This is a genomic window from Nocardia sp. NPDC055002, assembly GCF_053608825.1.
On the sequence record NZ_JBSGWE010000007.1, the window covers coordinates 172,733 to 199,342 of the forward strand.

Here is a 26,610-nt window from a genome sequence, read left to right on the forward strand (position 1 = left end):
CACACCCCGCGAGTTCGGCCATGATGGGTACCGTGTCCGAGATCGTGCGCCGCAGTTCCAGCCGCAATGCCAAGTTGGCCAAGATTCCGCTCGGCATCGCCGGACGAGCCGCTGTCGGGTTCGGCAAGAAGCTCGTCGGTGGTGACAAGAAGCAGATCAACGCGAACCTGAACCAGAAAGCAGCCGAGCAGCTGTTCACCGTGCTCGGTGAGCTCAAGGGCGGCGCGATGAAGTTCGGGCAGGCGCTGAGCGTGATGGAGGCCGCGGTCCCGGAGGAGTTCGGCGAGCACTATCGCGAGGCGCTGACCAAGCTCCAGGCCGCCGCACCGCCGATGCCCGCCGAGACGGTGCACCGCGTGCTCGACCAGCAGCTGGGCACCAAGTGGCGGGAACGCTTCACGTCCTTCGACGACACCCCGGCCGCCTCGGCCAGCATCGGCCAGGTGCATCGCGCGGTCTGGTCCGACGGTCGCGCGGTGGCGGTGAAGGTGCAGTATCCGGGCGCCGACGACGCGCTGCGCGCCGACCTGAAGACGCTGTCCCGGATGACCGGACTGCTCTCGTCGGTGATCCCCGGCGCCGATGTGAAGCCGCTGCTCGCCGAGATCACCGAACGCACCGAGGAAGAACTCGACTACCGCATCGAGGCCGCCAACCAGCGCCGCTTCGCCGCCGCGTTCGAGGGGCACCCCACCATCGCGATCCCCAAGGTGATGGCGGGCGCCCCGAAGGTGATCGTCACCGAATGGCTCGACGGCACCCCCGTGTCGGCGCTGATCAAGGCAGGCGCGGAGGACCCCGAGGGCACCCGGGCGCAGCGCAACCGGATCGCCGAGCTGATGGGGACCTTCCACTTCAGCTCGCCCGAACTGGTCGGCCTGCTGCACGGCGACCCGCATCCCGGCAATTTCCTGGTGCGGGCCGACGGCACCCTCGCCGTGCTCGACTTCGGCGCGTGCGCGCCGATGCCGGACGGCTTCCCGGAGATCCTGGGCCGCATGCTGGCCCTCGCTGTCGCCGACGAGCACGCGGCCCTCACCGAATTGCTCTACGAGCACGGCTGGGTCATTCCCGGCCGGGTGGTGACCCACGAGGAGATCGAGGCGTACCTGCGCCCGTTCAGCGACCCGATTCGCACCGACACGTTCCACTTCACCCGGTCGTGGATGCAGCGGGTGGCGGGCAAGGCCTCCGAGTTCTCCAGCCCGGAGATGAAAACCGCTCGCGCCCTGCAACTTCCGGCCGAGTACCTCACCGTCTTCCGGGTGCTCGGTGGCTCGGTCGGCATCCTGGCCCAGCTCGACGCGGAACTCGGCTTCATGAACCTGGTCCGCACCTGGGTGCCGGGTTTCCGCGCCGAACAGGCTTCGTAGGGCGCCCCCAGCCCGGGGCGTCTCAGTCGACGGATGCCCCGGACGGGCGTCGGCCCACCGTGCACAGCAGGTGCACCAGGATGCCGACCACAGCGGCCATGGTGACTCCGCTGCCGAGTAGCAGCTTCAGATCGGCGGGGAAGCCGCGATAGAGGGCGGGAACCAGAATCGGCAGCAGGCCCGCGGTGAGGGCCGCGGTGGTGGTGAGCAGGGCAGCGTCGTCGTTCAGGTCGACTTCGCGGAACAGGCCGATCGCGGAAGCGATGATCGTGGCGAACACGATGGCCGCCGTCGCGCCGACGACAGGGCCGGGCAGGGAATTCACGATGCGGCCGACCGGGGCCACGAACGCGGCCAGGATCAACATCAGGCCGGTCAGCGCGGTGACGTAGCGACTGCGAACACCGGTGAGCCGGATCAGCCCGATGTTCTCACCGCTGGTCACCATGGTCGGTCCACCGAACAGCCCGGAGAACAGGGAGGTGACAGCGTCACCGCGGATCGTGCGCCCGACCGTCGGCGCGGTGTCGATCTGCTTGCCGACCACCTGCGCGTTGAGCACCGTCTGTCCGGTGGCCTCGGCCATCGAGCCGATGCTGAATACCAGCAGCGGCACGGCCGCCAGCAGGTCGAAATGCGGCGCGCCGAACAGCAACGGCTCCGGCAGTTGCACCAGCGCGTCACCCGGGGCGAGCGTGAACCGGCCGAGCGCGGCCGCCACCGCGGTCCCGACCCCCATCCCGATCAGCACCGACACGCGTCGCCAACCGGAAGGCAGGAAACGATGTGCCAGCACTGTCGCCGCGATGGTCACCCCGGCGATGGTCACCGACCTGACCGGGGTGGGGTCGTCGGCGGAGGTGATCAGATTCGCGCCGACCTTCACCAGGTTCACCCCGATCACCAGGATCATGGCGGCGATCACGACCATCGGCAGGAACCGCACCAGCTTGCGCGCGATCGGTACCAGCGCGATGCCGGCGACCGCGGTGATCAGGACCGCGCCGGTGGCGGTGGCGGGGTCGTAGGTCTGCGCGGTCTGGATGAACAGCACCACCGCCGCGCCACCGGGCAGCATGACGAACGGCAGCCCTGCCCCGAGGCCGTACCGGCCACCGGACTGCAGGATGGTGCCGATACCGCTGAAAAACAGTGCGCCACAGAGCAAGGCGCGGGCTGCCTCGTCGTCCAGGTTCAAGCTGCGGCTGATCAGCAGCACCGAGGTGAGCGGCATCGCGATCATCACCACCAGGTGCTGGAGCGCACCGGCGAAAGCCCGTCCCGCGGGTGGGATCTCGTCGACCGGCGCTACGACCGGTTCGGTCACCGCAGCCATGGGAGTTCCTCGGCGCAGTAGCGGTAGGCACGGAAGATCGCGTTGGAGATACCAGGAAACACCTGGGCGGTATCGGGATCGGGGTATTCGGTGAAGGAGGGCACCACGTACTCCCAGCAGATCTGCCGGTCCGGGGTCACCTCGAAGATCCGGCCGAACGCGGCCTCGGTGATCAGCGTGTTGCCGTTGGGCAGCCGCTGCGCGCCACCCATGAAGGGAGTGAAGAACGCCTCACGCGGGGAGTCCTGGTAGGTCCACCCGACTTCGCCGGTAACAGCGTCTATTTCGACGACGCGGCTGTAGGTGACCGACTCACCGGTGCGGAAGGTGCCGTTGTCGAACACCAGGATCTTGCCGTCGCCGAGCGGGGTGGCGTGATGCTGTTGGGCGACGGTGTCGCGGTCGGCGAGCTCGGTGACCACGCCGGTGCGCCGATCGATCAGGATCACCGCGGAGACACTGCGCAGACTGGCCACCACCGTGTGCTCGTCGAGCGGGTACACGCTGTTGATCAGCGGCCAGTGCTCACGCCAATAGTGCGGCTGCAGCGCGAATTTCGCGGGGTCGAGATGCTCGACCGCACGCCACTCCCAGATCGGCGCGCCGTCGGGGCCGACCTCGTGGATCACATCGGACCAGACGATCCCGTCGGCTTCGGTGCCGGGCACACCGCCCTGGATCCGTGCCGCGTCGGCACCGGTGAGTGGCTGCACGGCGGCGTAGAGCACGCGCCCGTCGTCGTAGTGGTGGGCGTCGTGGTGGGCCAGATCGTCGCGGATCTCGGACAGCTGGGCACCGGTGTGGTCGTAGCGGGCCATCGAACCGCCGGAGTACTTGCGCCACATGGCGAACAAGGGTGCACGGGCCAGGGTCGCGCCGTTGTAGGCGAGGGAGCCGTCGGCGAGGATGCGGGCGTGTCTGCCCGGGCGGTAGGGCAGGTGCCACTGGTGGACGATCTCGCCGTCGAGGTCGACCAGGTCGACTCGGCCGTTGCCCGCCAGCGGCGCGTAGAGCGTGAAGCCGGGCGAGGCCAGCTCGGCATCGCTGCCGATCAGCCCGGTGCCCCGGCGCTTGAGGGTGTTCTGTTCCATGCCGCCTCTTCCTGAATATTCGACCCCACTGAATATTCAGTAGAATCATGAAAACAGGAACCGTTCCGATCATCGTGCGCGAAACCCGCTCACCCCCTGGTCGGACACCGAAACAGCGGACCAGCACCGGTTGCGGGCACTGAAGATTCACTACAGTCACAGGCACAGCCAGGACCGAGGACACGGAGGCGATCAGTGGCCAGTGAGCACATCCGGAATCGGCAGCTCGGCACCGTGATCCGCGATCGGCGCCTCGCCGCCGAGTACACCCTGGCCCGCCTCGCCACCGAAACCGGTCTGTCCCAGTCATTTCTGAGCCAACTCGAGAACGGCCGGACCAACACCAGCCTGCGCTCGCTCCAGTTGATCGCCGACGCCCTCTCGACCACCGCGACAGCCCTGCTGGCCGCGGCCGACGACACCGCGCCCGCGGCCGTGGTCCGCGCCGCCGACGACACCGCCCTGCCTCAAACCGAGCCCGGCGCGGGCACCGTCCGGTCCCTCGTCCACGGTGACCGCGACCTGCGCGCCCTGGAATTCACCGGCGGTACCGATCGCGGTGACCGCGATTTCGTCCACCGATCCGATGAGATCATCCACGTGATCCGCGGCCGGATCTCGCTGATCGCCGACGGCACCGAACACGACCTCGGCACCGGTGACACCTATTACTGCCGCGCGGGTGAGAAGCACCGGTGGTGGGCGCACTCCCCGGACACCACCACATTGGTCCTCGCCGTCGCCGACGGTCGCACCGTCAAACGCGCATCCCGCATATAGCAAAACGAACCGCTCACCATGACGAGGTGAGCGGTTCGCTTGCGGTACAACCCTTTTCCCGGGTTCATGCCACGATCGCGACCTTGCGCGGGCGACCGCGGGGGCGCTTGCGGGCGATCACGACACCCTGGTCGAAGATCTCACCGCCCCACACGCCCCACGGCTCGGCACGATCGATGGCCGCGGTCAGGCAGCCCTTGCGGATCGGGCAGGCCGCGCACAGTTCCTTGGCCTGCTCGAGATCGGTGGGGCTCTCGGCGAACCACAGATCGGGGTTTCCGCCCCTACAGGGCAGAGTCTTGGTGACCTCACGGACGCGAGGGGTCTGCGCCACGGTTCGGCATGTCACGTCAGTAGTGGCCGTCGGCCAGTCCTGGGCGGTGAACACGTCGTTCTCCTTCAGCTCGTTTGCAGCGGTCGAATGTTCGGTGTGCGAACCCGGTGCCAACGGCTGAGGAGCCGAAATAAAGATGGCCACGGATTTCGCTTCTCGCGATCCGTGGCCAGGAGGTCTGGGAGGTGTTCCCTACCTAGTTCGACATTTCTGTCGAGACCTGATCACGGTCGCTGGGTGGACGCGGAGGCGGATTGCGCCGATGAACTCCGGTGCGTAACCGGCTTCATCGGCGATTGCTGCCGGTGCCGCAACGGCGGTCGGCTGCCAACCCACGTTGGGCTTGTCCTGGAGACGAATCGGAGTGTGCTGATGGACGACAGTCATCGGCACAGCTTTGGCATCGACGCCGGACAGGCCGGTCCCCTGCAGAGCGAGGACCCCCCGGGAGGCGGACATGACAAATCCGTTCACCAGGACGCGATTGCTCATCGCATCGAACGTGGTGTTCGTGTTCGTGTTCATGTGTCTGCCTCCCTCCTGAACTCGTGTGTGAACAATTACCGCGCACCGGGATCACTCTCGGTGCGTGTTCTCCACCATAGGCAATGATCGAGAACCGAACAACTTATTTTCTACCTGGGGTTTTGTGCTGTTGCCCGCAAACGTGACGCAACGATGGCGAGCACATCGGCACCGTACTGTTCGATCTTCTTCGCGCCGATACCGGCGATGGCCGCCAGCGCGGCGTCGTCGGCGGGCAGCTGTTCGGCGATGGCGGTGAGGGTGGTGTCGGTGAACACCACGAAGTCACGCCGCTGGAGCGCTTCGGCCTTCTCGGCTCGCCATTCCTTCAGCGCCTCGAGCAGCTGGGGGTCGACCTCGCCCGGGCAGCGCCTGCACCGGCCGAGCATGGTGGCGTACGTGCCGATCAACGGCTTGAGGCACACCCGGCACAGCGGACGTGGGGTGTCGGCCTTGACCGGGACTTCCACGGCGATCCGCGAGGCCGCCGAACTGTCCGGAATCAACCCGTTGAGGAACCGCGACCGGGTCACCGGCCGATAGTCACCGCCCGCTTGCAGCCGCCGCTGGATCCACGACAGGCTCAGATGTTCGCGTGCCCGCGTGACACCGACGTAGAGCAGCCGGCGCTCCTCCTCCAGCCCGGCTTCGTCGACGGGCGCGTTCTTCCGGCCGAGCACATGGAAGATCGGCAGCGTGCCGTCGGTGAGCCCCGCCAGGAACACCGCGTCCCATTCCAGGCCCTTCGCCGCGTGCAGCGAGGCCAGGGTGACACCGTCGACGATCGGCGGATGCTTGGCCTCGGCGCGGGTCGCGAGCTCACGCAACAGCGCGGTGAGATCCATGTCGTCGTCGTGGCTGACCAGTTCCTCGGTGAGCTGCACCAGCGCCAGCAGCGCGGACCAGCGTTCCTTCGCCTGCGCACCGGCCGGTTCCTCCGCGGTGAGCCCGACCGGGGCCAGCGCGGCCCGCACCAGCGTGATCAGCGACGACCCACTGCGCGCCTCGTCGGGCAGATCGTCGCGGGCGTCGACCTGACGCAGCGCCGACACCGCCTGACGTACTTCCTGACGCTGAAAGAACCCCTCGCCGCCGCGCACCTGGAACGGAATCGCCCGCGCGCCGAGCACCTGTTCGAACGGTTCCGACAGTGCGTTGGTCCGGTAGAGCACCGCGATCTCGGACGCCGGGGTTCCGGCGGCGATCAGCTTCTCGATCCGCCCGGCGACCGCGACGGCCTCGGCCTGCGCGTCGGCGTACTCGGCGAATTCGGGCTCGGGGCCGTCGGGCCGCTGACCGATCAGGGCAAGGCGGGTGCCCGCGATGCGTCCGCGCGCGGCGCCGATGACCTGGTTGGCCAGCGACACCACCTGGGGTGTCGACCGGTAGTCGCGTTCGAGCCGCACCACGGTGGCGTCGGGGAAGCGCCGGGAGAAGTCGAGCAGGTAGGACGGGGTGGCCCCGGTGAACGAGTAGATGGTCTGGTTCGCGTCGCCGACCACGGTCAGGTCGTCGCGCTCGCCCAGCCACGCGTCGAGCACGCGCTGCTGGAGCGGCGTCACGTCCTGGTATTCGTCGACGACGAAACTGCGATAGCGACCACGGAATTCGTCGGCGACGGCCGGATAGTCCTCGAGTGCGGCCGCGGTATGCAGGAGCAGGTCGTCGAAGTCGAGCAGCAGGCCGTCGGCGGAGGCTTTCGCGGATTCGTAGCCCTGGTACACCTCGGCGACCTTGGCGACGTCGACCGGCGCGTCACGATGATGTCTGGCGGCAGCGGCCGGATAGTCCTCCGGGGCGATCAGCGACGCCTTGGCCCATTCGATCTCGCTGAGCAGGTCGCGCACCATTTCGGTGGAGGCACGCAGCCCCGCCCGTTGCGCGGCCTGCGAGACGATGGGGAACTTGCTGTCGATCAACCGCCACGGCACATCCCCCACCACCTGCGGCCAGAAATACCGCAACTGCCGCAGCGCCGCGGCGTGGAAGGTCCGCGCCTGCACCTGCCCGGCATCGCCCCCGAGTCCCATCGTGCGCAGCCGATTGCGCATCTCCCCCGCCGCGCGGGCGGTGAACGTCACCGCCAGCACCTGGTCGGCCTTCACATGCCCACCCGCGATCAGGTGCGCGATCCGATGCGTGATCGTCCTGGTCTTACCGGTCCCCGCACCCGCGAGAACACAGACCGGCCCCCTCGGTGCCCGCACCGCGGCGGCCTGTTCCGGGTCGAGGGCGGTGAGATCGAGTGCTGGCACGCGCACCATCATGACAGCGCCCACCGACAACGTGCCGCGACGCCCGCGGATGCAGGGGCAAGGAACACAGCGCCCCCTCGCGACGTTGCACATCGCGTGACTGAAGCAACCCCAGATCTGACGATGTACTCGACCACGTGGTGCGGCTACTGCCGGCGCCTGCGGACCCAGCTCGACGAGGCGGGCATCACCTACTCGGTGATCGATATCGAGGACGATCCCGCTTCGGCCGAGTTCGTCGGCAGCGTCAACAACGGCAACCACGTCGTGCCGACGATCAAGTATCGCGACGGCTCCACCGCGACCAACCCGTCGCTGGCCGCGGTCAAGCAGGCATTGGCCGCCCAGCGGGCCTGATTCGCCGCGTCACTCCGCCCAGGACTCGATGATCGAGCGCGCGATCGAGATGGACCCGGGGACGAGCAGCCGGGCGCCGGGTTCGCGCGCCGACCAGTCGCCGACCCGCAGTGCCGCGCGGACTTCCTCGCGGGTGAACCAATGCGCCTCGGCGATCTCGCCATCGGAGAACACGAGTTCCTGGGCGGGGTCGCCGACCGCGGCGAAGCCGACCATCAGCGAGCGCGGGAACGGCCACGGCTGGCTGCCGAGATAGTCGATATCGCGCAGGTCGACACCGACCTCTTCGCGGACCTCGCGTTCCACGCAGTGTTCCAGCGATTCACCGGCTTCGACGAAGCCTGCGAGCAGGGAGAACATCGTCTCCGGCCAGCTCTGCTGACGGGCCAGCAGCACCCGATCGGCGCCGTCGTGGACCAGGCAGATCACGGCGGGGTCGATCCGCGGGAACTCTTCCTCGCCTGCCGCGGTCAGCCGCGACCAACCGCCGCGCGCCGTCGTGGTCACCGTGCCGTCGCCGCCGTGATACCCGGCCCGATCGTGCCAGTTGAGCAGCGCGTACGCGGTGGACAGCAGTTCCGCGGTGAAATCGTCGACAGCGCCGAGCGTGCGCAGATCCTTCAGGGTGCCGTCCAGATCGTCGGCTCGCACCGCCCACAGGTGACTGCCGTCGACGGCACCGAGGAAGACCGCGCCTTCACCGGGCTCCTCGGCCACCGAGACGGCCGCGTCGAGGACGATCTTGCCGTCCTCCACCCGCACTTTCCCCCGCGCGTCGATACGCAGAATCTTCGCTTTCCCCCACCCTTCGCGCAGGGCGCCGGGATCGAGCCGGGCGTGCTCGGCCCGGTCGATGGTGGAACGTGACAGCAGCGGAACGTTTTTCAGCCGGAACGACACGTTCCGAGCATAGAGCGACGGCGCAGGTGCGGCTCGGGCGGCCGACTACTTTCCGGCGCGACGGATGTAGAGCAGCTTGTCGCCGGTGTCGAGGGCATCGACCTCGGGTTCGCCGACCCTGATCAGCGCGCCGTTGCGCACCACACCGAGCACGATATCGCTGAGGTGGCGCGGCGATCCGCCCACTTCGCTCGCCTCCACCTCGCGTTCGGCGACGGCGAAGCCCTGCTCGGGTGTGAGCAGGTCCTCCATCATCTCCACGACCGTCGGCGTGGTGGTGGCGATACCGAGCAGCCTGCCCGCGGTCTCCGAGGACACCACCACCGAGTCGGCGCCGGATTGACGGACCAGGTGGGTGTTCTCCGCTTCGCGGATGGCCACCGAGATCTTGGCCGTCTTGTTCAGTTCGCGCGCGGTGAGCGTCACCAGCACGGCGGTGTCGTCGCGATTGGTGGCGACGACGACCGCGGCGGCACGCTGCACCCCGGTCAGTCGCAGCACATCGGACTTGGTCGCCGAACCGTGCACGGTCACCAGGCCCGCGGCGGCAGCGGCCTCTAGCGCGATGGGATCGGTGTCGACCACCACGATGTCGGACACCTGGATCCCGTCACCGACCATCGCATCGATCGCGGTCCGGCCCTTGGTGCCGTAGCCGACGACGACGGTGTGATTACGCACGGTGTGCCTCCATCGCTGAATCTTGAATGCCTGCCGCGACCGTTCGGTCAGCACGCCGAGAGTGGTACCGACCAACACGATGAGGAACAGGACGCGCAGGGGGGTGATGACGATGATGTTCACCAACCGCGCCGACGGGGTCACCGGGGCGATATCGCCGTAGCCGGTGGTCGACAGCGACACCGTGGCGTAGTACATCGCGTCCAGGAACGACAGCTCGTCGCCGGTGTTGTCGCTGTAGCCGTGGCGGCCGACGTAGACCACAGTCGCGGCGGTGAACAGCAGTGCGATCGCGAACAACACGCGACGGGTGAGCGAAACCCACGGACTGGACTGCGCCGCCGGGATCCGCAACAGACCGACCAGGGCGTAGTCGGGACTGCTGCTCAACCCGACCGGGTTGCGCGTGTCACCGAACATGCCTGCTCCTGTATTTCTGGCGGCTGGCGCCGCGTGTTCTCGGCCTGGGTACCTTGATCTTCCCGCCGCCGGGCACTCCTTCGCCGCACCCTCTGGTCAGGCCAGATCAAGGCGGCCGAAAACCCGGCGGCGAGCGCAACACTATCGGCTCAGTGGGTCTCGTGTGGATCGGTGTCGGCGTTTTCCGGTGCCGCGTCGCGGAGGAGGCGCTCCAGCTCGGCGGGGCCCGCCAGTTGCGCGGGGGCGATGGTGCGGCCGGAGCGGATGTAATGGAATGCGGCGCCGACACGTTGGAGCATCCGGTCCTCGGTCTCGCCGGTGCGGGCGGCCATCAGGCGGGCCCAGGCGAGGCGGTAGACGGCCAGCTGCATGGCGACGGCGGGCTCGTCGGCGGGGCCGGGTTCGGCGCCGGTCTTCCAGTCGACCACGATCCAGCGGCCGCCGGGTTCGGCGAAGACGGCGTCCATGCGGCCGCGAATCACCGTGCCCGCGATGCTGGTTTCGAAGGGCACTTCCACGTCGACCGGGTTGCGGTGCGCCCATGGCGAACGGCGGAAGGCGGACTGCATGGCGGCGAGTTCCTGGTCGGCGCGTCCCATTTCGGTGGCGCTGTCGGCGGCGCCGGGCAGTTCGTCGAGGCCGAGCAGCTGTTCGGTGCCGAACCAGGATTGCACCCAGGCGTGAAAGGCGGTGCCGCGCCGGGCCATCGGGTTCGGGGGGTACGGGAGCGGGCGGCGCAGGCGGGCGGCCAAGCGGGTCGGGTCGGCGCGAAGTTCGACGAGGGCGGTGGCGGGGAGTTGGCCGGGGAGTTCCACCTGCTGTTCGGCGAGTTCGGCGGCGGTGAATTCGGCGAGGAGGGCGTCGACATCGTTGACCCAGCCCTCGGGATCGTCGATCTCGGCCTGATCCTCGGCGGTGCTGTCGGCAACCGAGGTGCCGCTGCGCAATTCGTCGAGTGCTTCGCGGACGAGCGCGGCGCCCTGCTCGATGGGATCGCGACGGTGGCCCAGTGGGTCGCGTGGCCACGGGGCGGTCGGTGGGTTGTCGGCGAACGGGTTCACCGCGTCCGGTGGTGGCTTGTCGTCCCAGCGGGCGACGGTGGCGACGCCGTAGGCCTCGCTGTCCGGGTTCTCGTTCGCTTCCTTGAGCTCGAGCAGGAAGTCCGACGGGCCCTTCTGCGAGGTCCCCGTCTCGGGCCAGTAGTAGGCCGAAACCAGCAGCACCCGTTCGGTTCTGGTGAGCGCTACGTAGAACAGGCGCCGTTCCTCGTCGAGCCGGCGGCTCTTGAGCGCGTCCTTGTGATCGGCGATCGCGTGTTCGAGTTCGGAGCGGTCGCCCACGGCGCTCAAGTCGAGGACGGGCACGCCCTCGGACGCGTCCGGCTGGGCGCGGTCGCCGCGCAGCGTGGTGGGGAGTTCGGTGAGCGCGCCGAGCCAGGTGCTCAGCGCGGTGGTCGACGGGAACACCGTGGCGCTCACGTGCGGCACCGCGACGACTTCCCATTCCAGGCCCTTGGCGGCGTGCACGGTGAGCACCTGCACCCGGTCACGCGCGACCTCGACTTCGCCCGGCTCCAAACCGTTTTCGACCGATTCCGCCGCGGTGAAGAAGGCCAGCAAGCCGCTCAGTGACGCCCGGGAATCGGCCGCGTACCCGGCGACCACCTCGGCGAAGGCATCGAGGTGCTCGCGTCCGGCGCCGCCACCGGCGATCGCCCGCCTGGCCTGGGTCTCGACCCCGACGCCGATGGTCCGTTCCACATCGGCGACGAGTTCCACCAGCGGCTGCCCACTGCGTTCGCGCAGCGCGGCCAGCTCCTCGCTCAGGGCCGCGATCCGCGCGAACCCGGCCTCCGAATACTGGTCCGCCGCACCGGGGTCGGCGATGGCGTCGGCGAGACCGGCTTTCTCGGTCGGTTCGGGCGCGACCTCGCGCAACGCCGTCGCGAGTCCGGCCGCGTCGGTGATGGCGTCGGTGGCACCCGACCCGCTGCTGATGGACAGCATCTGCGCCCGCCGCGCCAGCGCGGCCAGGTCCGCCACCCCGATCCGCCACCGGGCCCCGGTGAGAATGCGGACCGCCGCGCTCCCGGTCCCCGGCTCGGCGATCAACCGCAGCGTGGCGACGATATCAGCGACCTCCGGCGTCGCCAGCAACCCACCGAGCCCGACGATCTCCACCGGCAATCCCTGCTCGCGCAGTGCCTCTGCCAGCGGCGCCGCATCGGCATTGCGCCGGATGAGCACCGCCGAGGTAGGCGGCGGACCCTCGTTCTCCCGCGCCGTCGCCCACTCGCGCGCGATCCGCTCGGCGATCCAGTCCCGCTCCTGCGCGATGGTTTCGGTCAGCGCGAACTCGACGACCCCCGCATGCGATTGCGGCTTGGCCCGCAACGCGTCCACCGTCGCCCCACCGGCCGCCCGCGCCACCGCCCGCAACGGATCCGCCACCAGGTTCGCCAGCGCCAGCGCTTCGGGCGGGTTCCGCCAGCTGGTCAGCAGCGGCAGCACCGGCGCGGGGACCCCTGGCGCAGCAGGGAAATCGGTGGCGAACCTCGGCAGGTTGGCCGCCGACGCGCCCCGCCATCCGTAGATGGATTGCATGGGATCACCCACCGCCGTCACCGCGAGCGGGGCGGCTTCCTCTGCCGCCGCGTCCGGCGACCGCGTGCCCGAGATGCCGTCCTGCTGTCCACGGTCGCGAACCTGCGGGGAGGCCGAATCCTGCTCATCCATCGCGAACAAGGTGTCGGCTTCGCGAGTTCGGGCCGGGGACGCCTCACCCCGGATCAGAACGGGCTGTCGCTGCCGATCCCGTTGTACCGCTTCGGCATTGCCGAACAGCGCCGACAACAGCACCCGTTGCGCGTGCCCGGTGTCCTGGTATTCGTCGAGCAGGACCAGTTTGAACCGCGCGCGTTCGGCGGCCGCGACTTCGGGATGGTCGACGGCCAATTGCGCGGCCAGCGACATCTGGGAGCCGAAATCCAGTGCGCCACGGCGGTTCAGGGCTTCGGCGAGCTGGCGAACCAGCGGGAGCAGGGCGACGCGCTCCCGTTGCGCGGTCACCACGCCGACCAGCGCCTGGCTCGGTCCGCCGCGTTGCCGGGGGCCCGCGGGCAGCGTGTAGACGAGTTTCTCCAGCTCCGCGTGTGCCTCGGCCAATTGCTCCGGTTCCACCAGATGTTCGGCGAGCTGCCCGGACAGGGCGAGCACCGCCTCGGTCACCGAGACCGGCGTGCGATCGGTGTCGAGATCGCCGTCCCAGGACCGCACCACCTCGTGCGCGAGCTGCCACAGCTGGGTCTGGGTGAGCAGCGCCGCCGAGGGTTCCACCGGCAACAACAGTCCGTGCGCGGTGAGCAGCCTGCCCGCGTACGAGTGGTAGGTGCTGATCTCGGGCTCGGCACCGGCGACGATCGTGCGCAACGCGCCGCTGGGATCGATCTCACGCAGCAGCGGCGCGCCCGCCAACCGGGCGAGCCGGGTCCGGATCCGGGAGGTCAACTGCTGGGCGGCTTTTCGGGTGAAGGTCAACCCGAGCACTTCGTCCGGAGCGACCAGCTGGTTGGCCACCATCCACACCACGCGCGCGGCCATCGTCTCGGTCTTGCCCGCGCCCGCGCCCGCGACGACCAGCGTCGGCTCCGGCGGCGCGGCGATGACCGCCGACTGCTCATCGGTCGGGGGCGGCAGGCCGAGCGCGTCGGCCAGCCGTTGCGGGGTGACGCGCACACCGCTCACTCGTCGGTCACCTGCCGTCCGGTGTCCTGCACCGGGCAACTGCCCGCGACCGGGCAGTGTCGGCACCCGTCGTTGCGCACCGCCAGATAGCCGGGCCCGCGCGTCGCGTCGGCCGCGTCGTGAATGGTGGTGCGCCACTGATCGAGACCGTCGCCGTCGAGCGCGCTCTGTGTCCGTTCGGCCGCACCGGTCTTGCGGTTCGGCTTGGCGACATAGACCAACCGCGCGCCACCGGGGTCGGTCACAGGGGCAGGTTCGTCGGACTCGTCCTCGTCCAGCGCCCCGTGCGCGGCCGCCACCTGGTAGGTCGCCAGCTGCGCGTGATCGGCCACCGCCTTCTCACTGACCGGCGTCTTGCCCGTCTTCACGTCGACGATGACGAAGCGCCCCTGCGCATCTCGTTCGAGCCGATCGATGCGACCCCGAATGCGCACGGCCCGTGCGCCTTCCGTGCGTGCGGGCAGCACACAGTCCACCGGCACCTCCACCCCGGCCTGGGTGAGTTCGCCGCGCGTGGTGCGCACCCAGGCGAGGAAGGTCTCCAGCATCGTCTCGGTGCGGCGCAGTTCCTGGCGCGAATGCCAGCCGTCGGCCGGGTCGACCGTTTTCCACGCCTGATCCAGCGCCGCCCGCACCTGCGCCTCGGGGACATCGCCCGCCAGCGCCTGCACGAGCGTGTGCACGAGATTGCCCTTCACGGCGTGCGGATTGTCACCGTCGGTGCCGCCGTGCCGTTCCAGGGCCCACCGCAGCGGACAGGTGCGCAGCAGTTCGACCGTCGACGGTGACAACCCGATCGGGGAGTCGTCGTCGTCCCAGAGTTCGCGCTGCGAACTGAGTTCGGCGGTGCCGTACCAGTCGCCGGGGTCGGTACCGGGCACACCCGCGTCGGCCAGGCGCGCCAGCTGCCGTGCGGCCCGGTCACGACGCTCGGGGTCGGCACCGGGATCACACACCACCCCGCGCAGTTCGGCGACCAGCGCGTGCATCACCAGCGCCCGCCCGGGATCGGCGACCGGCAGCGCGCCGGGTTCGCCGCTGTCGTCGTCGCCGACGAGTTCGGTGAGAAACCGCGAGGGCACCAGATCCTGGTCTCCCGCGGCGGATTCGACGGCGGTCACCAGCAACGACCGTCGCGCGCGGCTGCACGCCACGAGCAGCAGCCTGCGTTCCTCGGCCAGGATCGGCGCGGCCCGGCTCACGGTCGCGCTCGGGTCGACCCCGGCGACCAGGTCGACGAGGTCCTCGGTGTGCAGCAACGTGCCCCGCGAGCGCGGGTTGGGCCAGATGCCCTCCTGCACGGCGGCCACCGCCACCACGTCCCATTCCCGGCCCGCCGCGGCGTGCGCGCTGAGCAGGGTCACCGCCTCGCCCTCCGCGGTCAGCGGCCTGCCCTGTTGCGCGAGTTGCTGATGCAGCAGATATTCGACGAACCCGTCGATGCTCGCCTTGGGCAACCGGTCGACGTAAGCGGCTGCGGCATCGAACAATTCGACGGCCGCGTCGAGGTCACGGTCGGCCTGCATGCCCGACGCCCCGCCGCGTCGCGACTGCCGGAACCAGCGTCGCTCCAGCCGCGAATTCGTCCACAGCGTCCACAGCACGTCTTCGAGCCCCTGCCCTCTGGCCTGGGTCTCCTTCGCCTTCGCCACCGCGCGCAACACGCGACGCAGCGGCGCCGCCTCGACCTCGGTGAGCCCGTCGAGCAGCCGTTCCTCGCCGATACCGACGATCAGGTCACGCAACACTTCGGCCGAGGACTGATCGATCAGCGGCACCGCGGGCGACTCCGGGCGCACGGTTTCCACGACAGTGCGCGCGGCAGGCGGGTTTTCGGCATCGAGGAGGTCGATATCGTCGGGCAGCCGTTCGGCGACATCCCAGTCCGGTTCCGGTTCCGGGCGCAGCGGATCCTCGGGGTCCGGGGGCGGCAACCATTCGTCGTCGATCGGATCCGGTTCGGGTTCGGCGATTTCCGGCGCGGGCACGGCTTCGTCCCAGAGCAGGAACTGGTCGGCGCCATCGACGAAGGGTTCGGCGAGCGCACCCGTGCGTTCCAGGTCGAGCACGCTGCGCCGCACACCGCGCCGCAATCGGCGCAGGGCGATCTGGTCGGCCCCGCCGAGCGGCCCGGACAGCAGATCCATCGCGTCGTCCGACGAGAACATCGCATCGATCGCCCGACGCGAACCCGGCCGCGACGCATCCCCCGCCAGCAACACCCGCAGCGCCAGCACCATCCACGCCGCGCCGCGCCGACGTGCCAACGGCTCGGCTACCGCGGGCCTGCGCACCGGTACCCCGGCCGCCAGCAGGGCCCGCCGCAACGGCGCCAGCGACAATGGCACCGACCGCACGATCACCGCCATCGCCGACCACGGCACACCATCGGTGAGGTGCGCGCGGCGCAGATGGTCGGCGATCAGCGCCGCCTCCTTCGCCGGAGTCGACAACACCCGCACTCGCACACTCGACTCGTCGGTGGGCGGCAGATCGGCCGGGGGCGTCCACTCGTCATCGGGCGGCAGATCCACTGGCACCGGCCGAAGATCTGGTTCCGCGCTCGGGCCGGCGGGCGCGAACAGATCAACGTCAACTTCGATTCCCGGACCCTGGGCGACAGGCTGACCGAGGGGCTCGGGTGGTTCGTTCTCCTGTCCCGGGAGTACCCGGTGCCGTGCGCTCCCGGGCAACCTCGCCGCGATGCGCGCATTCGCCAAGCGAATCGGCGCACCACTGCGATGGTTGTGACGCAGGATGATCCGCCGCTGCGCGACGGTGTCGAGGTCGGTGAGGAAGTGCGAATCCGCGCCGCGGAAGGTGAAGACGGCCTGGTCCGGGTCGCCGGTGACGACGGTGCTCGCGCTGCCGCTGCCGATGGCGCGCACGAGTGTCGCGGCCTGCGGGTCGAGGTGCTGTGCGTCGTCGACGAGCAGGTAGCGGATCCGATCCCGTTCGGCGGCAAGCAGATTCCGGTCTCCGGCGAGGGCATCGAGCGCCGCGCCGACCAGTTCCGCGGCGTCGAGCGCGGGCGCGGTGGCCTCCGGCGCGGCGACACCGACCGACCACCGCAGCATCGACGCCTGTTCGTACCGCTGGAAGAAGCGCCCGGCCGCCACCCAGGCATCGTTGTCGTGCTCGCGACCGAGCGCCATCAGGTCTTCCGGGCCGAGCCCGCGCTCGGTCGCGCGCAGCATCAGGTCACGCAGTTGCTCGGCGAACCCGCCCAGTGCCAGTGCGGGCTGTAATCGCGGCGGCCACAAACCGCCCGCCCCCGCTTCGATGTCGGCGAGATCTCCGCGCAGCATCTCCCGCAGCACCGCGTCCTGTTCGGCGCCGGTGAGCAGCCGCGGCGGCGGATTGCCGTGCAGGTCCGCGTGCCGGCGCAGCACCGAGAACGCGTAGGAGTGCAACGTGCGCACCATCGGTTCCCGGCTCGCGCCCGGGATACCACCCGCGGCAGGTCCCAGCTGGTGGGTGATCGCATCCCGCAACGCCGCGGCCGCGTGCTTGGTGTGCGTGAGGACCAGCACCGACGCCGGGTCGGCACCGTCGGCGATCCGCGCGGTCACCAGATCCACCAGCAGCGCGGTCTTGCCCGTCCCCGGCCCGCCCATCACCTGCCACGGTCGCCACCCGGGACGCGGCGGCGCGGGCTGGGCTTGCTCGGCGAACAGCGCGCGAACGGACGCACCCCAGGCCCGCGGCCGGGGCGCCCGCGTTGTCCGGCGCACGAGTCGCACCGAGCTATCCGATCGCACCACATCGGCTATTGCAACAGACCAGTCCGACACACCGGCGCACCCCTACCGGAGGGACACGCTGCGAGACCTCGCGCGACCGGCCAGAATGGCAGTCGTGTCGTCGCTTCATGTGCACCGATTCGGCCCCGCCGACGGTCCCGTCGTCCTCGCCCTGCACGGTCTCACCGGCCATGGCAACCGGTGGGAAACCCTCGCCACCGAGCATCTGCCCCAGGCCAGGATCATCGCCCCCGACCTGCGCGGACACGGTCGTTCCACCTCGCTGCCGCCCTGGGATCTGGAAACGATCGTCGCCGATCTCGCGCAGCTGCTGCGCGCCGAGACCGACAGCCCGGTCGTCGTGGTCGGCCACTCCTTCGGCGGCGCCGCCGGCATCCATCTGGCCCGGCAGCACCCCGATCTCGTGCGGGCGCTGGTCCTGCTCGATCCCGCCATCGGCATCGACGCCAAGCTGATCGAGCAGGTCGCCCTCGCCAACCTGGCCTCCCCCGATTACACCGATCTCGCCGAAGCCCGCTCCGACAAGCAGGTCAGCGCGTGGGGACCCGACGAGGTCGATCCCGAGGTGCTGGAACGGGAGTTGGCCGAGCACCTCGTGCCGACCGAGGGCGGCCGGGTCGGCTGGCGCATCTTCCAACCGGCGATCACCTCGTACTGGGGTCAGCTGGCGCGACCGTTCGTGCTGCCGCCCGCCGACCTGCCGACGGTGCTGGTGCGCGCCGCCAAGGTGCAGCCGCCGTATGTCACCGCGGAGTTCCTCGACGCCCTCACCGCCCACCTCGACACGTTCACCGCCGAGGTCTGGGACTGCGACCACATGGTCGCCCAGGCCCGCCCCGCCGACACGGCCGCGCTGATCGCCGCGGTGCTGTAGCCCGATGGCCGTCACGACGGAGGAACAGGTGGAGAAGGTCCGCGAACTGGTCGCCGCGATTCCGCCCGGCCGGGTCGCCACCTACGGCGATATCGCCGCCGCGGCCGGGCTGTCCTCGGCCCGCACGGTCGGCTGGATCATGCGCACCGATTCCGCCGACCTCCCGTGGCACCGCGTCATCGGCGCGTCCGGACGTCCCGCCGCCCACCTGGCCGCTCGTCAGCTCCGGCTTCTCGGCGAGGAGGGCGTCCCGATCGTCGACGGCCGGGTCGTTCTGCGGACGGCGCGACTCTGAGCACGCCGATCGTTGCTCCGCATCCGCCACGGACTTCCCGGCGGGAGCGGCACGCTCGGCTGCGGGGGCTCTAGCATCCGGGCCGAGCCTACTAGCATGACTTTCGTGCCGATCACCCGATTCCGAGTCAGCCGATGACCGCCGATGCGATCGTGCTCGCCGGTGGGCGAGCCAGTCGGATGGGTGGCGTCGACAAACCGGCGATCATGATCGGTGGGCGGTCGATGCTCGATGCCGCGCTGGATGCGGTGCGCGACTGCGCCGAGGTCGTCGTGGTCGGTCCGCATCGTCCCGAACTCGACGCGCGGTTCGGGCAGGTTCGTGAGGTGCCACCGGGTTCCGGCCCGGTCGCGGCGATCGGCACCGGTCTCACCGCACTCGGCTCCACCGCGCCCTTGGTCGTCGTCCTCGCGGCCGACATGCCCTTCCTGACCGACGTGACCGTCCACGAACTGCTGCGCAGCGCAACCGAGTCCACCGCTGATGCCGTTTTCGCGATCGATGCTTCCGGTCGTCCGCAGTACCTGGTCGGTGTCTGGCGACGCAGCGCGCTGGTGGCGGCGCTGGCCGAACTGGATTCACTGGTGAACCAGCCGATGAAAGCCATCGTGCCCGCCGAGACCGTCCTGGTCGAGCTGCCCGACATCGCCGACTGCGATACCGAGGAAGAGGTCCGCCGCGCGCGCGAATCCTTGGCCACCGACCGCGCGTCGGCCCGCCTCGATCTCACCGAAGCGCGCGAGCGGATCGGTTCCGGCCTGACACCCCTGATCACCTACGAGGCCGCGCTGGGCGAAGTCTCCGGTGCCGCGCTGGCCGCCGCGATCACCGCCGCGGGGCCACTCCCCCGCTTCGATGTCTCGGCGATGGACGGTTACGCCGTATGTGGCGACGGCCCGTGGCAGTTGCGCCGCGACGTCGGATTCGCGGGTGGTGCGCGACCGGCGGGCCTGCTGCCCGGCGAGGCGGTGCGCATCGCCACCGGCGCCCACGTTCCGGACGGCACCACGTCGGTGGTGCGCGACGAATTCGCCGCCATCACCGGCGACGAGCTGGCCCGCCTGCCCGACAGCCCGATCCGCGGCGACGTCCGAAAGAGCGGTGAGGACAGGAAGATCGGCGACCTCGTCGCACCGGCGGGCACCCGGGTCACCGCCGCCCTGCGCTCGGCAGCGGCCTCGGTGGAGGTCACCACCGGCACAGTTCGCGGACCGGTGCGTGCCCGAATTGTCATGACCGGCGACGAGATTCGCAGCACCGGCCCGCTCCAGACCGGCCAGACCCGCGATTCGATCGGGCCCGTGCTGCCAGATCTGCTCGCGGGCTGCGGCGTTCGCGTCACCGACCGAGTCCATCTGCGCGACACCGCCCACGGCTTCGACGACATGCTCACCGGCACCTCGGATTTCGACCTGATGGTCGTGGTCGGCGCCACCGGCGGCGGCGCGGCCGATCAACTCCGTACCGCCATCGCCCGAGCCGAAGCCCGCGTCCTGGTTCCCCGACTCGCCCTGCGCCCAGGCGGTTCCACCGTGGTCGCCGAACTGCCCACCGGCCAGACCGTCCTCGGCCTTCCCGGCAACCCTTTCGCCGCCATCGCCGTACTCCTCGCCCTCACCCCCGCGATCGTCGCCGCCCGCACCGGCTCCCCCCTCCCCCGAAAAATCCTCGGCCCGCTCCACAACGCCGCCGGCATCACCGCCCCGGTCCAGCGCATCACCCCCGCCCGCTACGCCCCCGACGGCGGCTGGCTCGGCGACCCCACAGTCCGCACCGCCCACCTCGCCGGCCTGATCGACCGTGACGGCCTGGTCATCGTCCCCCCGAATGCCACCGACGGATCGATCGTCGAATTCATCCCCCTCCCCTCCTGACAATGACCGAGATCGAATCTCGCGCACTCGCCGCAATTCTCGCATTGTCACAGAACGGCGAAGTCCGGATTAATTGGCCCGCAGCACGCCGAAGTGCGCTTGACACGCCGCATTCGCACAGGTCAGAAACCTATTTTCGCCGCAGGTCTACCCTCGTGCCGTAATGGTGCTTATTGTTGGACGAGTCAGGCGTGGGACGCCCCGCACGCGAGGTGGATTGCGTCGGACAGTGCGTTGAAGGCTTAATCACTTATCCCTCGGAAAGGACCGTGTGGAGATGGCTGACAAGTCTAAAAAAGCACCGAAGAAAATGCCCAAGCAGATGCCGCGCCAGCAGCAGGAGCAGCGGCAGGAGCAGGGGCAGGACTCGCAAGGGATGACGCGAGCAGGCCAGGACGATCGGCGTGAACAGCGCCGCCCCGGCCATCACTGAAATACGTGTGTCGACGAGCCGCCGGTATCGCTACCGGCGGCTCGTCCACGTCATGCCCCGATGCTCAGCAGCGCGCCTGCCCCGGATCCGTCCCGCCCACGCCGAGCCGTCGACGGATCGGGAACGGGTACCGCGTCGACCAGGCGGCGGGTGTACTCCTGAGCCGGTGCGGCGAATACCGCGCGCGCCTCGCCGGTTTCGACGATCCGGCCCTGCCGCAGCACCACAACCCGGTCGGCGACCTGGTGCACCACGGCCAGATCGTGACTGATGAACAAGCTGGCGAAGCCGTACTCGGCACGGAGGTCGGCGAACAGGTCCAGCACCTGCGCCTGCACCGACACATCGAGCGCGCTGGTCGGCTCATCGGCCACCAGCAGGCGCGGCGCCAAGGCCAGCGCCCGAGCCAGCGCCACCCGCTGACGCTGCCCGCCGGACAACTCCCCCGGCCTGCGCTGCGCGTAATCCCTCGGCAGCCGCACCGATTCGAGCAGGTTCTCGACCTTGGCCTGCAACAGAGTCCCCGATGCGGCCCGATGCACCTGCAACGGTTCGCCGATCGAGTCGGCGACAGTGCGTCGCGGATCGAGTGAGGCACTCACGTCCTGATGCACCAGTGCGACATGCTTGCGCAGTCCGCGCAGCTCGCGCCGCGACAACCCCGCCAGCGCGACACCTTGCAGCTCTACTCGTCCCGTGGTGGCGGGCACGAGTCCGAGCGCGGTGCGCCCCAGTGTGCTCTTGCCCGACCCGGATTCACCGACCAGCCCGAGGACCTCACGTGGACCGAGGGTGAGCGAAATATCCTGCAGGGCGGGGAAGGACGCGCCACCGTGGCGTCCCGGGTACACCACGGACAGGTCGTCGATCCGCAGCACGTCGCGGTACTCGGACTCGCCACGCCCGCCGCCCTTCTCGGCGACCACCGCGGGCCCACGCACGACGACCCGCCGCAGAATCCTGCGAACACTGCCCTCCGACGGCGCATCGGCCGGCTCGTCGGCCAGGTCCGCCGGCTCGTCGTCGTGGTCGGACGCACCGACCGCACCGGTTTCGCTGTCGTCGGCCTGCACTGTGGAACTGTCACCACCCGGCGCACCGGCGTCGACCGAAGCCTCGATGATCTCGGCAGCATCCGGGGCGGCACTGTCCGCCGCGGCATCGGTGGCAGGTTCTGGATCTCCACCCCGCGACGACACCGCGGGCAACCGCGGCACCGCCGCCAGCAGCGTCCGCGTGTAGTCCTCGCCCGGTTCGGCGAACAACCCGAACACCGTCTGCTCTTCGACCACCCGCCCCTCGCGCATCACCACGACCCGGTCGGCGATCTCCGCGACTACCCCGAGGTTGTGGGTGATGAACAGGATCGCCGTCCCGCGCTGACGTTGCAGGGTGCGCAGCAGCGCGAGGATCTCGGCCTGCACGGTGACATCGAGTGCGGTGGTCGGTTCGTCGGCGATGAGCAGTGCCGGCTCGCCGGACAGGGCGAGTGCGATGACCACGCGCTGTTTCTGCCCGCCGGAGAGCTGATGCGGATACCAGTCGAGGCGCTTGTCCGGCTCCGGAATGTCCACTGCCGTGAGCAGTTCGATCGCGCGGGTTCGCGCGGTGGCCTTGTCGGTCACGCCGTGCGCGCGCAGCGCCTGCGCGATCTGGGTGCCGATCTTCTGCACCGGGTTCAGCGCGGTCTGCGGTTCCTGGAAGACCATGGCGGCCTTGGTTCCACGCAGGTCCCGCAACGCCGATTCGGCGGCCCCGACGACCTGCGTGCCCGCGAGCCGGATCGAGCCGCCTGCCCGCGCGGTCTCCGGCAGCAGCCCTAGCACCGATCGCGCGGTGAGCGACTTACCCGAGCCGGATTCCCCGACGAGGGCGACGACTTCACCCCGGCGAACCCGCAAGCTCACCCGGTCGACGACCGTCCGGTCGCCGAAACTCACCGTCAACTCGTCGATGTCGAGCACGGGGTCGAGCTGGTCGGATGGTGTGCTCATGCCAATCTCCTTGCCCGGCCCAATGCTTGGGCGATCAACAGGAATCCCAGGGTCAACGCGGCCACCACGACCAGCGGTCCGATCGCGATCCACGGGTTGGCGTCGAGGTTGGCGATCGAGCCTGCGATCAGCGAACCCAGCGACGGCTGCGGCGGCAGCACGCCGATCCCGATGAAACTCATCGCGCCTTCGATGAACACCGCCACCGACAGCGACAGCGCGAACTGGACGCCGAGCGGTTCGATCACATTGGGCAGCACATGCTTTCGCAAGGTCCACCAGGTATCGGCGCCGATCACCTCCGAGGCTTCCACGAACGGTTGTTCGCGCACGGCCAGTACCGCCGTGCGGATCTGCCTGCCGAAGATCGGGATCTCGGCGGCGATGATCACGATGACCACCGCGTGCCAGCCGGGCCCGGTGATCGCGGCGAGCGTGATCCCCAAGATCAGTGTGGGGAAGGCCAGGATCAGATCGAACACCCGCTGGACGGTCACGTCCGCGATCGGATGGACGGTGGCGGCCAGCCCGACCAGCGCACCGACCAGGGCCCCGATCGGCACGGCGAGCAGCGCGATCAGCAGGTCGATCCGGATACCGGCCAGCACCCTGGCGGCCACGTCACGGTTGAGGTGGTCGGTGCCGAGCCAGTGCTGCGCGCTGGGGCCCAGCAGGTTGGCGCCGGGGATCTGGGTGAGCGGATCGTAGGAGCTGAGCAGCCCGGCGAACACCCCGGCCAGTGCCACCACAGCGACCAGCAGTACCCCGGCCAGCCCCTGCCCACGACGCAGTGCGCGCAAGGGCCCCTCGTGCCGTGGTGATCGATCCACAGCCACCGTGGTTTTCGCGCCAGTCACGAGCGTCCTCCGATGCGAATCCGCGGGTCCAGCCACGCGTGCGCGACATCGGTGATCAGCTGGATCACCACGAACACCGCCACCGACAGCAGCAACAGCACCTGCACGAGCGGATAGTCACGACGACTGATCCCCTGCTCGATGAGCTGCCCGATCCCCGGCCACACGAAGGCCGCCTCCACGAGCACCGCACCACCGAGCAGCTGCCCGGTCTGGATGCCGAGCACGGTGAGCATGGTCGGCAGCGCGTTGCGCAGTGCGCCACGGGTGACGATCTCGCGATATCCGACGCCGAGTGAACGTGCTGTCAGCACATACTGTTTCGCGAGTTCGGTGCGCAGCGCTTCGGTGAGGAACCGGGTGAGCGCCGCCGACACCGGCAACGCGAGGCAGATCGCGGGCAGCAGCAGGTACTGCACGGCGATATCGGGCCGGGCGATGAATCCGTCCGGCGGCACCCCGCCCGCGGGCAGCACCGGAATCGCGACGGCGAACACCAGCACCAGCAGCGGTCCCACCACGAAGGTCGGCAGCGCCACCGCGATCGTATTGGCCGCGGCGACAACAGTATCGAGCCAGCGGCTCGGCCACAGCACCGACGCCACCGACACGACCAGGCTCACCAGCACGGCCAGCAGCAGTGCGGTCACCGTGAGCACCAGCGTGTTGGTGAGCCCGCGGCCGACCAGGTCGGTGATCTCGCCGCCGATGATGTAGGAGCGACCGAGATCGAGGGTGAACACGTCGCCGAGCCACTGCAGATACTGCACCGGGATCGATCGGTCGAGGCCGAGCTGGTGGCGGATCACCTCGATGGTCTGCGGTGTCGCGTCGTTGCCCGCCAGGATGGTGGCGGGGTCACCCGGAACGAGCCGCAGCAGCAGGAAGATCAGCACCGAGGCGCCGAACAACACCAGCAGCGCCGAGGGGAGCCGGTGCAGCAGGTAGCGCGTCATGACAGGAAGGTGTCGGTGAGGACGGGCTCGCGCCGCTTGGTCCAGGCGAAACCGTGCACCTTGCTGACGGTGGAGTACTGCTGGAAACGCACACCGATCTCGATCAGGAACAGCCCCTCGAGCAGCTGGTCGGTGACCGCCTGGTAGGCGCGGACCGCTTCGGGCCCGGTGCCCTGCGCCAGCTGCCACGCGGTGTCGGCGGCCGCGGTGTAGGCGGGCGATTCGTAGCGTGAGGCATTGCGGCGGGCGTTGAACGGGTAGGCGCTCACCGTGAGAGTCGACGGGACGAACTGCGCCCACGAATGGTCGGTGACCCACAGACCGCGGAACTGCTGGCCGGTGAGCTGCTTGACGAAGGTTGCGGCGTCGACCGGGTCGAGTTCGACCTCGATACCCACGTCGGCGAGATTGGCCTGCACGATCTGGGCGACCTCGCCGTAACCGGGGGCGAAGGTCAGCGGCAGCTTCGGCGGCTTGGCCGTCTGGCCGAGGAGTTGCTTGGCCTTGTCGATGTCACGCTTGTACTTGGTGTTGCGGGATTCGTCGAAGGCGGGCGAGTTCTTCGGCCACGGCACGTTCAGCGGATATCCCGCGCCCCGGAACACCTCGTTGATGATGCGGTCGCGGTCGAGGGAGAAGGCGATGGCCTGGCGGACCCGGACATCGGCCAGCGACGGCTCGGTCACATTGACGCCGACATAGGCTTGCAGCTCGGCGCCTTCGAGGTCGTGCACCGTGAATCCGCCGCTCTTGCCGAGATTTTCGGCATCGCGGTAGCCGAGTTCGCGCGCCACGGCGATCTGACCGGACTTCAACGCGTTGAGCAGCGCGTTCGGGTCGGGGATGATCGAGACCTCGACCCGGTCGAGGTACGGGCGCTCGGGCACCCAGTAGTTCGGGTTCTTCTCGAAGATCAACTGCGAGTTCGGCACCCGCTCGACATATTTGAACGGGCCGGTACCGATGTAGGTGTCGCCGGTGCCGAGTTTGTCCGCGGTTTCGCTGTCCAGGATCGGCACGGTGTCGAGCAGGTCGTAGATGTTGCTCAGCGGATGGGCGAGCTGCAACACGATCCGCGTCGGCGAGACGATGTCGAAACCGGTGACGGCAGCGGCCGAGCTACGCAGCTGCGCCGACCATTTGGCGTCGGCGTAGGTGCGCAGCGAGAACTCCACATCCTTGGCGGTGAAGGGACGCCCGCTGTGGAACTTCACGTCGTCGCGCAGGTCCAGGCTCAGCGAACGACCGTCGGCGGCGAGCTGCCACGACTTGGCCAGTAACGGCTGCGGTTCCAGGGTGTCGTTCGGGTAGCGGATCAGCGATTCGTAGACCAGGCCGATCACGACCGGGGTCGCCGCGGTGTTGGTGAGCAGGTTCGCGGGCACCAGGTCCTCACGGATACCGACCTTCAGGGTGCCGCCGCGCACCGGCGTCGCGTCGTCCCCGCCCGCCTTCTGCTCCGAGACCGCCGAGGTGCAGGCCGCCAGTGCGGCACCGCCGAAGATAGCCGCGGCGGCGATGCCGCTGGTGCGCAGAAAATTTCGGCGGCCGAAGCCACTCGCCGTTGAACTCATCGTGAAGATCCTCGAAGACGCATCAGCCCGCGCTGCGGGCCGAGGAGGGTGCGCACAGCGCACCGCAGGAAAGGGAACACATCGGCTCGGCCGCGAACGTCGTGGGCGTTCGTCAGCCGCGCAGGACGCGACACGAACAGCAGCAGGGTGGCTGATTCGTGGGCACGGCAGTGACGCTAACAAGTTGCGGCGGA

20 protein-coding genes are annotated in these 26,610 nt (G+C 69.4%); 7 read left to right on the plus strand and 13 right to left on the minus strand.

Annotated elements, in window-relative coordinates; all coding sequences use genetic code 11:
* Window positions 1-23: 23 nt before the first annotated feature.
* The gene (locus ACWF99_RS26605) at window positions 24-1,373 is read left to right on the plus strand and encodes an ABC1 kinase family protein (RefSeq protein WP_452537759.1); all 1,350 of its coding nucleotides are present in this window, start codon (window positions 24-26) and stop codon (window positions 1,371-1,373) included.
* Window positions 1,374-1,395: 22 nt separating this feature from the next.
* Here the strand turns inward: ACWF99_RS26605 and ACWF99_RS26610 are convergent, their stop codons facing one another.
* A complete protein-coding gene (locus tag ACWF99_RS26610; protein WP_452537680.1) occupies window positions 1,396-2,709 on the minus strand; it encodes a uracil-xanthine permease family protein in 1,314 nt (437 codons plus the stop codon).
* Entirely contained in the window at window positions 2,697-3,800 is a 1,104-nt protein-coding gene (locus tag ACWF99_RS26615; protein WP_452537681.1) for an aryl-sulfate sulfotransferase, read from the minus strand. Before ACWF99_RS26615 ends, ACWF99_RS26610 begins: the two co-directional genes overlap by 13 nt.
* A 195-nt stretch (window positions 3,801-3,995) precedes the next feature.
* Between ACWF99_RS26615 and ACWF99_RS26620 the strand changes: the two genes are divergently transcribed.
* Complete coding sequence (locus tag ACWF99_RS26620) at window positions 3,996-4,580, plus strand: helix-turn-helix domain-containing protein (RefSeq protein WP_378632854.1); 585 nt, start codon at window positions 3,996-3,998, stop codon at window positions 4,578-4,580.
* Window positions 4,581-4,644: 64 nt separating this feature from the next.
* On the opposite strand, the gene ACWF99_RS26625 is transcribed toward ACWF99_RS26620, so the two are convergent.
* The 3 genes from ACWF99_RS26625 to ACWF99_RS26635 all read right to left on the minus strand — a co-directional run bounded on the left by ACWF99_RS26625 (window position 4,645) and on the right by ACWF99_RS26635 (window position 7,706).
* Complete coding sequence (locus tag ACWF99_RS26625; RefSeq protein WP_378632852.1) at window positions 4,645-4,968, minus strand: WhiB family transcriptional regulator; 324 nt, start codon at window positions 4,966-4,968, stop codon at window positions 4,645-4,647.
* Between the two features lie 138 nt (window positions 4,969-5,106).
* A complete protein-coding gene (locus ACWF99_RS26630) occupies window positions 5,107-5,439 on the minus strand; it encodes a hypothetical protein (RefSeq protein WP_143876049.1) in 333 nt (110 codons plus the stop codon).
* Between the two features lie 110 nt (window positions 5,440-5,549).
* On the minus strand, window positions 5,550-7,706 hold the full coding sequence (locus ACWF99_RS26635) for an ATP-dependent DNA helicase UvrD2 (protein WP_452537682.1): 2,157 nt from the start codon (window positions 7,704-7,706) through the stop codon (window positions 5,550-5,552).
* Window positions 7,707-7,817: 111 nt separating this feature from the next.
* Here ACWF99_RS26635 and ACWF99_RS26640 point away from each other — a divergent pair, with 111 nt between their 5' ends.
* On the plus strand, window positions 7,818-8,051 hold the full coding sequence (locus ACWF99_RS26640; RefSeq protein WP_452537760.1) for a mycoredoxin: 234 nt from the start codon (window positions 7,818-7,820) through the stop codon (window positions 8,049-8,051).
* Window positions 8,052-8,060: 9 nt separating this feature from the next.
* Here the strand turns inward: ACWF99_RS26640 and nudC are convergent, their stop codons facing one another.
* The 4 genes from nudC to ACWF99_RS26660 form a co-directional block, all read right to left on the minus strand.
* Window positions 8,061-8,951 (minus strand): NAD(+) diphosphatase, encoded by an 891-nt coding sequence (gene nudC, locus ACWF99_RS26645; RefSeq protein WP_452537683.1) that lies wholly within the window; start codon window positions 8,949-8,951, stop codon window positions 8,061-8,063.
* A gap of 45 nt (window positions 8,952-8,996) precedes the next feature.
* On the minus strand, window positions 8,997-10,052 hold the full coding sequence (locus tag ACWF99_RS26650) for a potassium channel family protein (RefSeq protein ID WP_378632844.1): 1,056 nt from the start codon (window positions 10,050-10,052) through the stop codon (window positions 8,997-8,999).
* 149 nt (window positions 10,053-10,201) lie between these two features.
* On the minus strand, window positions 10,202-13,795 hold the full coding sequence (locus ACWF99_RS26655; protein ID WP_452537684.1) for an ATP-dependent helicase: 3,594 nt from the start codon (window positions 13,793-13,795) through the stop codon (window positions 10,202-10,204).
* Window positions 13,792-17,529 (minus strand): ATP-dependent helicase, encoded by a 3,738-nt coding sequence (locus ACWF99_RS26660; RefSeq protein ID WP_452537685.1) that lies wholly within the window; start codon window positions 17,527-17,529, stop codon window positions 13,792-13,794. The genes ACWF99_RS26655 and ACWF99_RS26660 overlap by 4 nt, the downstream gene beginning before the upstream one ends.
* A 115-nt stretch (window positions 17,530-17,644) precedes the next feature.
* Here ACWF99_RS26660 and ACWF99_RS26665 point away from each other — a divergent pair, with 115 nt between their 5' ends.
* The 4 genes from ACWF99_RS26665 to ACWF99_RS26680 all read left to right on the plus strand — a co-directional run bounded on the left by ACWF99_RS26665 (window position 17,645) and on the right by ACWF99_RS26680 (window position 21,035).
* The gene (locus tag ACWF99_RS26665; protein WP_452537686.1) at window positions 17,645-18,433 is read left to right on the plus strand and encodes an alpha/beta fold hydrolase; all 789 of its coding nucleotides are present in this window, start codon (window positions 17,645-17,647) and stop codon (window positions 18,431-18,433) included.
* A 4-nt stretch (window positions 18,434-18,437) separates the two neighbouring features.
* Window positions 18,438-18,728 (plus strand): MGMT family protein, encoded by a 291-nt coding sequence (locus ACWF99_RS26670; protein WP_378632834.1) that lies wholly within the window; start codon window positions 18,438-18,440, stop codon window positions 18,726-18,728.
* 134 nt (window positions 18,729-18,862) lie between these two features.
* On the plus strand, window positions 18,863-20,602 hold the full coding sequence (locus ACWF99_RS26675; protein ID WP_452537687.1) for an NTP transferase domain-containing protein: 1,740 nt from the start codon (window positions 18,863-18,865) through the stop codon (window positions 20,600-20,602).
* Window positions 20,603-20,879: 277 nt separating this feature from the next.
* Window positions 20,880-21,035: a hypothetical protein gene (locus ACWF99_RS26680; protein ID WP_156677410.1), complete on the plus strand. Its 156-nt coding sequence runs from the start codon at window positions 20,880-20,882 to the stop codon at window positions 21,033-21,035.
* A 50-nt stretch (window positions 21,036-21,085) separates the two neighbouring features.
* On the opposite strand, the gene ACWF99_RS26685 is transcribed toward ACWF99_RS26680, so the two are convergent.
* The 4 genes from ACWF99_RS26685 to ACWF99_RS26700 are packed head-to-tail and all read right to left on the minus strand — an operon-like array spanning window position 21,086 to window position 26,416.
* On the minus strand, window positions 21,086-23,029 hold the full coding sequence (locus ACWF99_RS26685; protein ID WP_378651900.1) for a dipeptide ABC transporter ATP-binding protein: 1,944 nt from the start codon (window positions 23,027-23,029) through the stop codon (window positions 21,086-21,088).
* Window positions 23,026-23,886 (minus strand): ABC transporter permease, encoded by an 861-nt coding sequence (locus ACWF99_RS26690; RefSeq protein ID WP_378632825.1) that lies wholly within the window; start codon window positions 23,884-23,886, stop codon window positions 23,026-23,028. Before ACWF99_RS26690 ends, ACWF99_RS26685 begins: the two co-directional genes overlap by 4 nt.
* A complete protein-coding gene (locus ACWF99_RS26695; protein ID WP_378632822.1) occupies window positions 23,883-24,842 on the minus strand; it encodes an ABC transporter permease in 960 nt (319 codons plus the stop codon). Before ACWF99_RS26695 ends, ACWF99_RS26690 begins: the two co-directional genes overlap by 4 nt.
* Window positions 24,839-26,416: an ABC transporter substrate-binding protein gene (locus tag ACWF99_RS26700; protein WP_452537688.1), complete on the minus strand. Its 1,578-nt coding sequence runs from the start codon at window positions 26,414-26,416 to the stop codon at window positions 24,839-24,841. Before ACWF99_RS26700 ends, ACWF99_RS26695 begins: the two co-directional genes overlap by 4 nt.
* Window positions 26,417-26,610 lie beyond the last annotated feature (194 nt).

Bases quoted from the DNA above. Each gene is read 5' to 3' on its own strand.
- ACWF99_RS26605 (WP_452537759.1), top strand. From the start codon at position 24: ATGGGTACCGTGTCCGAGATCGTGCGCCGCAGTTCCAGCCGCAATGCC.
- ACWF99_RS26610 (WP_452537680.1), bottom strand. From the start codon at position 2,709: ATGGCTGCGGTGACCGAACCGGTCGTAGCGCCGGTCGACGAGATCCCA.
- ACWF99_RS26615 (WP_452537681.1), bottom strand. From the start codon at position 3,800: ATGGAACAGAACACCCTCAAGCGCCGGGGCACCGGGCTGATCGGCAGC.
- ACWF99_RS26630 (WP_143876049.1), bottom strand. From the start codon at position 5,439: ATGAACACGAACACGAACACCACGTTCGATGCGATGAGCAATCGCGTC.
- ACWF99_RS26635 (WP_452537682.1), bottom strand. From the start codon at position 7,706: ATGATGGTGCGCGTGCCAGCACTCGATCTCACCGCCCTCGACCCGGAA.
- ACWF99_RS26640 (WP_452537760.1), top strand. From the start codon at position 7,818: ATGTACTCGACCACGTGGTGCGGCTACTGCCGGCGCCTGCGGACCCAG.
- ACWF99_RS26650 (WP_378632844.1), bottom strand. From the start codon at position 10,052: ATGTTCGGTGACACGCGCAACCCGGTCGGGTTGAGCAGCAGTCCCGAC.
- ACWF99_RS26665 (WP_452537686.1), top strand. From the start codon at position 17,645: ATGGCAGTCGTGTCGTCGCTTCATGTGCACCGATTCGGCCCCGCCGAC.
- ACWF99_RS26670 (WP_378632834.1), top strand. From the start codon at position 18,438: ATGGCCGTCACGACGGAGGAACAGGTGGAGAAGGTCCGCGAACTGGTC.
- ACWF99_RS26675 (WP_452537687.1), top strand. From the start codon at position 18,863: ATGACCGCCGATGCGATCGTGCTCGCCGGTGGGCGAGCCAGTCGGATG.
- ACWF99_RS26680 (WP_156677410.1), top strand. From the start codon at position 20,880: ATGGCTGACAAGTCTAAAAAAGCACCGAAGAAAATGCCCAAGCAGATG.
- ACWF99_RS26685 (WP_378651900.1), bottom strand. From the start codon at position 23,029: ATGAGCACACCATCCGACCAGCTCGACCCCGTGCTCGACATCGACGAG.
- ACWF99_RS26695 (WP_378632822.1), bottom strand. From the start codon at position 24,842: ATGACGCGCTACCTGCTGCACCGGCTCCCCTCGGCGCTGCTGGTGTTG.
- ACWF99_RS26700 (WP_452537688.1), bottom strand. From the start codon at position 26,416: ATGAGTTCAACGGCGAGTGGCTTCGGCCGCCGAAATTTTCTGCGCACC.